Consider the following 7,441-nt stretch of genomic DNA (forward strand, 5'->3'; position numbering starts at 1 on the left):
GGGGTGCGGGGTCAGCGAGCCTGCGGCCAGGTGCGCAGCAGGTGGTCGAGGGCGTCGACGATCCGCTCCCAGCTCTCCCGGCTGTCCGGGGCGCTGTGGGCGAAGCCGCCCGAGTTCTCCAGGTCGAGGTAGCCGTGGAAGAGGCCGCCGAGCATGCGGACGGCGTGCGTCTGCTCCGGTTCGGCCAGGCCGTAGCCGCGCAGCACGGCCCGGGTCAGCCGGGCGTGGCGTACGCCGGCACCGGCCAGGGCGGTGTCGGCGTCCAGGGGGAAGCGGGTCGCCGCGTACCGGCCGGGGTGGCGGCCGGCGTACGTGCGGAAGACGTCGGCGTAGGCGGCGAGCGCGTCCCGGCCGGACCGGCCGGCCACGGCGTCGGCGGCCAGGTCGGCCAGCTCCCCCAGGGCGAGCAGGGCGATCCGGGTCTTGAGGTCCCGGGAGTTCCTCACGTGCGCGTACAGGCTCGCCACTTTGACGTCGAAGCGGCGGGCGAGTTCCGACAACGTCACCCGGTCGAAGCCGATCTCGTCGGCCAGCTCCGCTCCCGCCTGCGCCAGCCGCTCCGCCGTCAGTCCGGCCCGCCCCGCCATCGCGTCTCCCTGCGCCGTACCCGTCTCTGCCTGAAGACAGTATGGATTTGCCTAAAAGCTTTAGGCAAATGCGCAAGTGTGCCGAGCAGTGAGCGGGAGGGCGGGACGCGCCCCCGGGCGGGCCAATCCGGCGCGGGAACCGCCGGCGGGGCGAACCTGGTGGACCCCGGGCCGGCACGGCCCCCGGTCGGAAGGAACGCCGTGGCGGCAGCACCCGACGAGCAGAGCCCGGCGGGCCGGTACGGCGAGGACCTGTTCCCGCCGGGCCTGCCGGGCGAGGGCGACCGCATCGACCACGCCGCCCTCGTCTACGACCCGTACACCCGCGAGCGCCTGGCCGCGCTCGGCGCCGGCCCCGGCACGCGCTGCCTGGACGTCGGCGCGGGCACCGGGACCATCGCGCGCTGGCTCGCCGAAGAGGCCTGCGCCGACGAGGTCGTCGCCCTCGACCGCGACACCGGCCGCCTCGACCGCCTCGCAGGCGACCGGCTGCGCGTCCGCGCCGCGGACCTGACCCGTCTCCCCGACGACCCGGGGCTGGGCACCTTCGACCTGGTCCACGCCCGGTTCGTGCTCATGCACCTCCCCGAGCGCAGGGAGGTCCTCGCCCGGCTCGTCGGCCTGCTCAACCCCGGCGGACACCTCGTCCTCAGCGACGCCGCCGACATCCCCGACCCCGCCGACACCGGCTCCCCGTACCGCCGCACCCTCGACGCCATGTGGCACGCGCTCCGGGAGACCATCGGCACCGACCTCGCCGCCGTACGCGCCCACCCGCACGCCCTGCGCGCCGCCGGCCTGCACGACGTCACCGCGGAACTGGTGTGCCCGCCGCTGCGTCCCGGCACCCCGCTCGCCGCCTTCTGGACCGACACCCTCCGCCGGCTCCGCCCGGACCTGCTCTCCGGCGGCCGCCTCGACGAGGCCACCCTCGACGAGGCCCTCGCCTACCTGGAATCCCCGGACCTCGCCGAACTCGCGCCCGGCATGCTCACCGTGTGGGGCCGCCGCCCGTGACCCCGAGCGGCCCGGGCCGGCGGCCGAACGCCGGCCGCCCCGGACCCCGGCGCGCGGCCGGTGCCCGGGGCGGCGGGGCCGCGCTCAGTACCGCAGTGCCCTGGCCGTCTGCGCGGAGACGCTGCCCGACAGCTCGTGCGTGCTGCGCGCGGTGGCCTCCTTCCGGCCCTTCGCCGCCACGTCCTGCACGGTCACCACCACGGTGTCGACCGTGTTGCCGTCCCCGTCCCGGAAGTCGACCTGCACCGCGAACGACTTCGCCGCGCCGTCGGTGTTCTCCACCGTCACCGGCACCTCCGTGTGCCCGTCGGCGGCGGTGGACGGCTTTCCGAGGGTGACGGCGCCCTTCGCGTCCACCCCGCCCTTGACGTCGTCCAGCTTCTTCCGGGCCTCCGCGGCCGCCGAGGCCGCCGCGTCCGCGGCGTGCGTCGCGGCCGCCGAGACCTCGGCGCCGGCCGACCGGACCGCCGACGCGGCCCGGGACGCCGCGTCGGAGGCGGAACCGCCGTTCGAGCAGCCCGCCGCGCCCAGAGCAGCCGCCGCGACCACCGCCGCCCACACCGTCGCCGCCGGTCGGCGTCTCACCATGTCCGCCTCCTCGAAGTCCTCCGTGCATGCCAGGCTGCGCGCATCACGGGCGTCCCGGACACCGGGCCGGGGCAATCCGTACGCGGCTTCCCGGATCCTAGGCCCGCACGGGCGGGTTGCCGTGGACCTCCGACGCCGACGTGGCGCGGGCAGAAGAAGGGGCAGCGGGTGACAGCCGGTGCTTCGGGCCCTGGCGTGTCCGGCGGGTCACCGGCGTGCCCCGTCACCGGGCGACCCGTGCGGGCGATCGCGGCGTCATCGGCACCGGGGCACCCGACGTCGCCCTCCGGTGGCCCGGCGCCGCGGACCACACCGGGGCGGGCGGGCCCGCGGTCGCTCACCGGTCGCCCGGCAGGGCGCAGGCGAAGTTTTCGTGGACGGTCCGCAGCCGGGCCGGAAGCCGCGCCTTGACGGCCTTGTCGACCTGGGTGTCGACCGCGAAGACCAGGGAGCGCGCGCCGTCCGGGGTGCTCGCGGCGAGCAGCGTGTAGCCGGGGGTGTTGCCGGTGTGCCCGTACAGCTCGCCGCACCGCGTCGTGTACCGGAAGATCGCCGCGCCGGCGGCGTTCGTGCCCGGGCCCGCCGGCTCCGAGGCGCCGCCCGGGAGGAAGCCGAGCTGCTCCTTGCGGGTCCCGGCGGAGGCCAGGGAGGGGCCGCCGTAGGCGCGGATGTACGCGCCGGGCTCCGCCGGGGTCGTCACGATGCTGCCGCAGGCCCAGCTGCCGGAGGCACTGACCAGCTCGCTGACGTCCTCGGGTTCGCCCGGCGGGCTGACGTCGCACCCGTGGATGTACGGCTCGGGCATCCGGTAGCCCTGCGGCAGGCTGGTCCGGCGCAGCCGCGGGCCGCTACACCAGCTCGGCGAGGAGCTCCTCGTAGCGGCGGCCGGTCACGGCCTCCGCCATCAGGGCGACGGCGATGTTGTCGGAGTTCGCGTACGTGTACAGCGATCCGGGGGCGAAGCGCAGCGGCTCGCCGGCGACGAAGTCCAGCAGCCTCCGCGAGTCGAACCGGTGGCGCGGGTCGGCGCTGTAGTCGGCCAGGCCGCTGGTGTGCCGAAGCAGCTGCAGCAGTGCCACCGCGTGCCAGGCCTTGGGGAGGCGGGGCAGCCGCTCGCCGATCGTGTCGTCGAGGGCGGGCAGGCCCCGGTCGACGAGCCGCAGGGCGACGGCCCCGCTGTAGGCCTTGGAGACGCCGGCGACGCGGAGGCGGTCGTCGGGCCGCGGAGGCTTGCCGGTCGTGAGGTCGCCGGTGCCCGCCGTGTACACCTGCGTGCGGCCGTGGCGGGTCAGCAGGGCGATCGCGCCGGGCGGGCCGTCGTCCTGGGCGACCAGCCGGTCCAGCTGCTGCCGGAGGCGGCCGTCGTGCGGGCCCCTTCGGCGGTTCGGGGGTGCGGGCGGCCTGCGCCGGCGGCAGCAGGCCGCCGAGTGCGGCGGCGGCCAGGGCGGCGACGGTCACTCCGGTGCGGAGGCGGAGGCGGTGTCGGCGGGCGCGGATCGGCACGTGCGGCGCTCCAAGGGGCGTACGGAGGCGGCGCACCCGCCCGGTTGGCGGACCCCGCGCCGGCGGGCCGGGAGCGCGTATGCGCGCTGCGGGCGCGCCGGTACGGGTCCCCGGGGCGGCGGGCTTCCCGTCGCCGCGCCGCAGGGGCCGCCGTAGACTGCCGACAACGCCCGGGACGGCGACGGCCGTCGATTCCTGCGACGGAAAGCGGTCGAGCATGGCGGCAGCAGTGCAAGCGGAACCGCTCGTCTCGCCGGTCGGGTCGCACAACGAGTGGGACCCGCTCGAAGAGGTCATCGTCGGCCGCCTCGACGGTGTGCGGATCCCCTCCCGGCACCCGGTCGTGGCCTGCAACATCCCGCCCTGGGCGGCCCGCCTCCAGGGGCTCGCCGCCGGGTTCAGATACCCGCGCGTCCTGGTCGAGCGCGCGCAGCAGGAACTGGACGGGTTCGTCACCCTGCTGGAGTCCCTCGGGATCACCGTCAGGCGCCCCGAAGCCGCCGACCACGGGCGCCGGTTCGGCACCCCCGACTGGTCCTCGCGGGGCTTCTGCAACTCCTGCCCGCGCGACAGCATGCTCGTCATCGGCGACGAGATCATCGAGACGCCGATGGCCTGGCCCTGCCGCTATTTCGAGACGCACTCCTACCGCCCGCTGCTCAAGGAGTACTTCCGGGCCGGCGCCCGCTGGACGGCCGCGCCCAAACCGGAGCTCGCGGACGCGCTGTTCGACCGGGGGTTCCGGGTGCCGAAGCCCGGCGAGCCGATGCGCTACATCCTCACCGAGTACGAGCCGGTGTTCGACGCCGCGGACTTCGTGCGCGCCGGACGGGACCTGTTCGTCACCCGCAGCAACGTCACCAACCGCAGCGGCATCGAGTGGCTGCGGCGCCACCTCGGGCCCGCGTACCGCATCCACGAGATCGAGAGCCGCTGCCGCACCCCGATGCACATCGACACCACGTTCATGCCGCTGGCACCCGGCAAGGTGCTGGTCAACCCGGAGTACGTGGACGTCGACCGGCTGCCCGCCGCGCTCGGCTCGTGGGAGGTGCTGGTCGCCCCCGAGCCGGAGCCGATCCGCGACCGGCTGCTCAAGACCGCCTCCCTGTGCGGCAAATGGCTGAGCATGAACGTCCTCATGGTCGACGAGAAGCGGGTGATCGCGGAGCGGCACCACACGGGCATGCTCCGCGCCCTCGAACGCTGGGGCTTCGAGCCGATCCCCTGCGACCTGCTGCACTACGCGCCGTTCGGCGGCTCGTTCCACTGCGCGACGCTCGACGTGCGGCGCCGCGGCGGCCTGGAGTCCTACTGCCCCTGACGCCCTGCCGGCGCCGCGCCGTCAGCCGTCCAGAGCGAGGGCGCCCTTGGCGCGGGCCACGGAGGACTCGGCAGCCGGCCCGCCCGCGTTCTCCGTCGCCAGGGCCTGGTTGAGCGCCACGAAGGGGCGCATCCGCCGCTCGTACTCCGCGAACGCGGCACCGTGGTCGCCGCCGGCTCCGCCCAGGCAGTCCGCCAGGACGTACGCACCCGCCAGCGCGAGGCTCGTGCCCTGCCCCGAGAGCGGGGAGGGGCAGTATCCGGCGTCGCCGAGCAGGACCACCCGGCCCCGCGACCAGCCGTCCATGCGGACCTGCGCGACGGCGTCGCAGTGGAAGTCCGGCGCGTCCCGGGCGGCCCGGGCCAGGCGCCGCCCCTCCCACCGCAGGGAGGCCAGCCGGTCCGCGACGAGGTGCCGCAGGGCGTCGCCGCGGCGGACCTCCTCGGGGAGGGGGCCGGATTCGAAGCCGAAGGCGATCCGCAGTTCGGTGTTGCCGCGCACGGGCATGATGCCGAAGCCTGCGTCGCCGTCCCGCAGCCACAGCTGCCAGTCCTCCAGTGCGAGGAAGTTCTCCGCGCCGAACACCGAAAGGTGGCTGCCGAGGTGGTGCACGAAGCCGTCCTCCGGTCCGAAGGCCAGCCGCCGCACGGCGGAGTGCAGGCCGTCCGCACCGACCACGAGGTCGAAGGTGCGGGCGGGGCCCCGCGCGAAGCCGGCGCGCACCCCGCCGCCGTCCTCTTCGAGGGAGGTGATGCAGTCGCCGAAGACGTATTCGGCGTCGCCCCGGGTGTGCTCCCACACCATCCCCACCAGGTCCTCGCGCAGCAGCTCGATGTCGTCGCTGTCGAGGCGGCCGCTGCTGTACGTCTCCTCGGTGGAGCGGGACAGCTCGCGCCCCAGCGGGTCGAGGACCGACATGCCGCGCATCCGGGTCCGTACCGCGGCCGCCCGTTCCAGGAGCCCCGTCCGGGCCATGACGTCGAGGGCGACGCCCCGGATGTCGACGGCCTGGCCGCCGGGCCGCGGGCCCGCGGCGCGTTCGACGACGGTGGGGGAGTAGCCGCGGCGGCGCAGCCAGTGGGCGAGGACGGGGCCGGCGATGCCGCCGCCGGAGATCAGAACGGTCTGCACAGGTGCCTCCGGGCAGTGCGTGTGTTCGTACGGTGTACGCGCCGAACGTACGCAGTACGCTCAGGTCGCTCAACCGAGTCAACAGGCGTTCTGTACTAGGGCAGATGACCTCCAGGAAGCATCCGCGCTGCCAGCCTCTGTACTAGGACAGCGCGGAGAGGCGGCAGGACGTGACGAACACCACGCACACGACGGGGGAGCCCCCCTACCGGCGCATCGCCGCCGACATCCGGCGGCGCGTCGCGGACGGTGCGCTCGCCCCCGGCGACCCGGTCCCCTCGACCCGCAGGCTCGCCGCCGACTGGGGCGTCGCGCTCGCCACCGCCACCAAGGCGCTGGCGGTGCTGCGCCTGGAGGGGGTCGTCGAGGCGCGGCCGCGGATCGGCACGGTCGTCGCCGGCAGCGCGCCCGCCGCCCCGCAGCCGGGCCGGCGCCCGGCCGCCGCGCCCGACCCCGAACGGGAGCTGAGCCTCGCCCGGATCGTCCGCACGGCCGTGGCCATCGCCGACGCCGAGGGGCTGGCGGCGCTCACCATGCGCGCCGTCGCGGCCCGGCTCGGTGTCGCCCCGATGTCCCCCTACCGCCACGTGCCCGGCAAGGACGACCTCGTCCTGCTCATGGCCGACGCCGCGTTCGGCGAGGCCTCCCCTCCGGCCGACGCCGCGGGGGAGTGGCGCCCGCGCCTGGAACTGGGGGCGCGCACGCTCTGGTCCGTGCACCGCAGACACCCCTGGCTGGCGCAGGTCGGCCCGCTGACCCGCCCGCTCCTCGTGCCCAACCTCCTCGCCCACAGCGAGTGGATGCTGAGCGCCCTCGACGGCCACGGGCTCGACCCCGCCACGCAGTTCGAGATCAACGTCCTGCTGTACGGCCACGTCCAGGGCCTGGCCGTACACCTGGAGAGGGAGGCGAACGCCGCCGCGGCCACCGGCCAGTCGGACGGGCAGTGGATGGACGGCCGCGCCGCCGACCTGGCCGAACTCCTCGCGTCGGACCGCTTCCCCACCTTCGCCAAGGTGGTCGGATCCTTCCGGGACGGCTACGACCTGTGCCTCGACGCGCTGTTCGAGTCCGGCCTGAAGGCGCTCCTCGACGGCCTCGCGCCGGTCATCGAGGGCCGTGCCCGCTCGACTGGCAGTAATTGACTCCCAGGTGTCACTTCTGCCACTGTTCCGCGCCGGCAGCGGGCTGGAAGGCTGGGGGCGGCCCGCCGCCGGGGCCGGACCCCGGCGCCCGTCCTCGACCGCTAGGCGCACCGTGACCACATCCGCTCCCGCATCCCCGTCCCACC

8 protein-coding genes are annotated in these 7,441 nt (G+C 75.4%); 3 read left to right on the forward strand and 5 right to left on the reverse strand.

All coding sequences use genetic code 11. The annotated features are described in order from the left end of the window. Positions 1-11 precede the first annotated feature (11 nt). Positions 12-587 carry a TetR/AcrR family transcriptional regulator gene (locus EF903_RS25505; protein ID WP_125546954.1) on the reverse strand — a complete coding sequence of 192 codons (576 nt, stop codon included), beginning with the start codon at positions 585-587 and terminating at the stop codon, positions 12-14. Between the two features lie 201 nt (positions 588-788). On the opposite strand from EF903_RS25505, the gene EF903_RS25510 reads away from it, so the two are divergent. Then, positions 789-1,604, forward strand: a complete 816-nt coding sequence (locus EF903_RS25510; protein WP_125546956.1) for a class I SAM-dependent methyltransferase — start codon at positions 789-791, stop codon at positions 1,602-1,604. Positions 1,605-1,688: 84 nt separating this feature from the next. Here EF903_RS25510 and EF903_RS25515 read toward each other — a convergent pair whose 3' ends face one another. The 3 genes from EF903_RS25515 to EF903_RS35945 all read right to left on the reverse strand — a co-directional run bounded on the left by EF903_RS25515 (position 1,689) and on the right by EF903_RS35945 (position 3,535). Further along, positions 1,689-2,192, reverse strand: a complete 504-nt coding sequence (locus EF903_RS25515) for an FxLYD domain-containing protein (protein ID WP_125546958.1) — start codon at positions 2,190-2,192, stop codon at positions 1,689-1,691. A gap of 337 nt (positions 2,193-2,529) precedes the next feature. Then, a complete protein-coding gene (locus EF903_RS35940; RefSeq protein ID WP_312845962.1) occupies positions 2,530-2,997 on the reverse strand; it encodes a hypothetical protein in 468 nt (155 codons plus the stop codon). Between the two features lie 43 nt (positions 2,998-3,040). Continuing rightward, positions 3,041-3,535: a serine hydrolase domain-containing protein gene (locus tag EF903_RS35945; protein ID WP_312845963.1), complete on the reverse strand. Its 495-nt coding sequence runs from the start codon at positions 3,533-3,535 to the stop codon at positions 3,041-3,043. 377 nt (positions 3,536-3,912) lie between these two features. Between EF903_RS35945 and EF903_RS25525 the strand changes: the two genes are divergently transcribed. After that, positions 3,913-5,019 carry an amidinotransferase gene (locus tag EF903_RS25525; protein WP_125546961.1) on the forward strand — a complete coding sequence of 369 codons (1,107 nt, stop codon included), beginning with the start codon at positions 3,913-3,915 and terminating at the stop codon, positions 5,017-5,019. Positions 5,020-5,040: 21 nt separating this feature from the next. Here EF903_RS25525 and EF903_RS25530 read toward each other — a convergent pair whose 3' ends face one another. Further along, positions 5,041-6,150, reverse strand: a complete 1,110-nt coding sequence (locus EF903_RS25530) for an FAD-dependent monooxygenase (RefSeq protein ID WP_125546963.1) — start codon at positions 6,148-6,150, stop codon at positions 5,041-5,043. 170 nt (positions 6,151-6,320) lie between these two features. Between EF903_RS25530 and EF903_RS25535 the strand changes: the two genes are divergently transcribed. Beyond that, positions 6,321-7,295: a TetR/AcrR family transcriptional regulator C-terminal domain-containing protein gene (locus tag EF903_RS25535; protein WP_125546965.1), complete on the forward strand. Its 975-nt coding sequence runs from the start codon at positions 6,321-6,323 to the stop codon at positions 7,293-7,295. Positions 7,296-7,441: the final 146 nt, after the last annotated feature.

This window comes from Streptomyces sp. WAC05292, from assembly GCF_003949955.1.
Classification (GTDB): Bacteria; Actinomycetota; Actinomycetes; order Streptomycetales; family Streptomycetaceae; genus Streptomyces; species Streptomyces globosus.

Bases quoted from the DNA above. Each gene is read 5' to 3' on its own strand.
- EF903_RS25505 (WP_125546954.1), bottom strand. From the start codon at position 587: ATGGCGGGGCGGGCCGGACTGACGGCGGAGCGGCTGGCGCAGGCGGGA.
- EF903_RS25515 (WP_125546958.1), bottom strand. From the start codon at position 2,192: ATGGTGAGACGCCGACCGGCGGCGACGGTGTGGGCGGCGGTGGTCGCG.
- EF903_RS35940 (WP_312845962.1), bottom strand. From the start codon at position 2,997: ATGCCCGAGCCGTACATCCACGGGTGCGACGTCAGCCCGCCGGGCGAA.
- EF903_RS25525 (WP_125546961.1), top strand. From the start codon at position 3,913: ATGGCGGCAGCAGTGCAAGCGGAACCGCTCGTCTCGCCGGTCGGGTCG.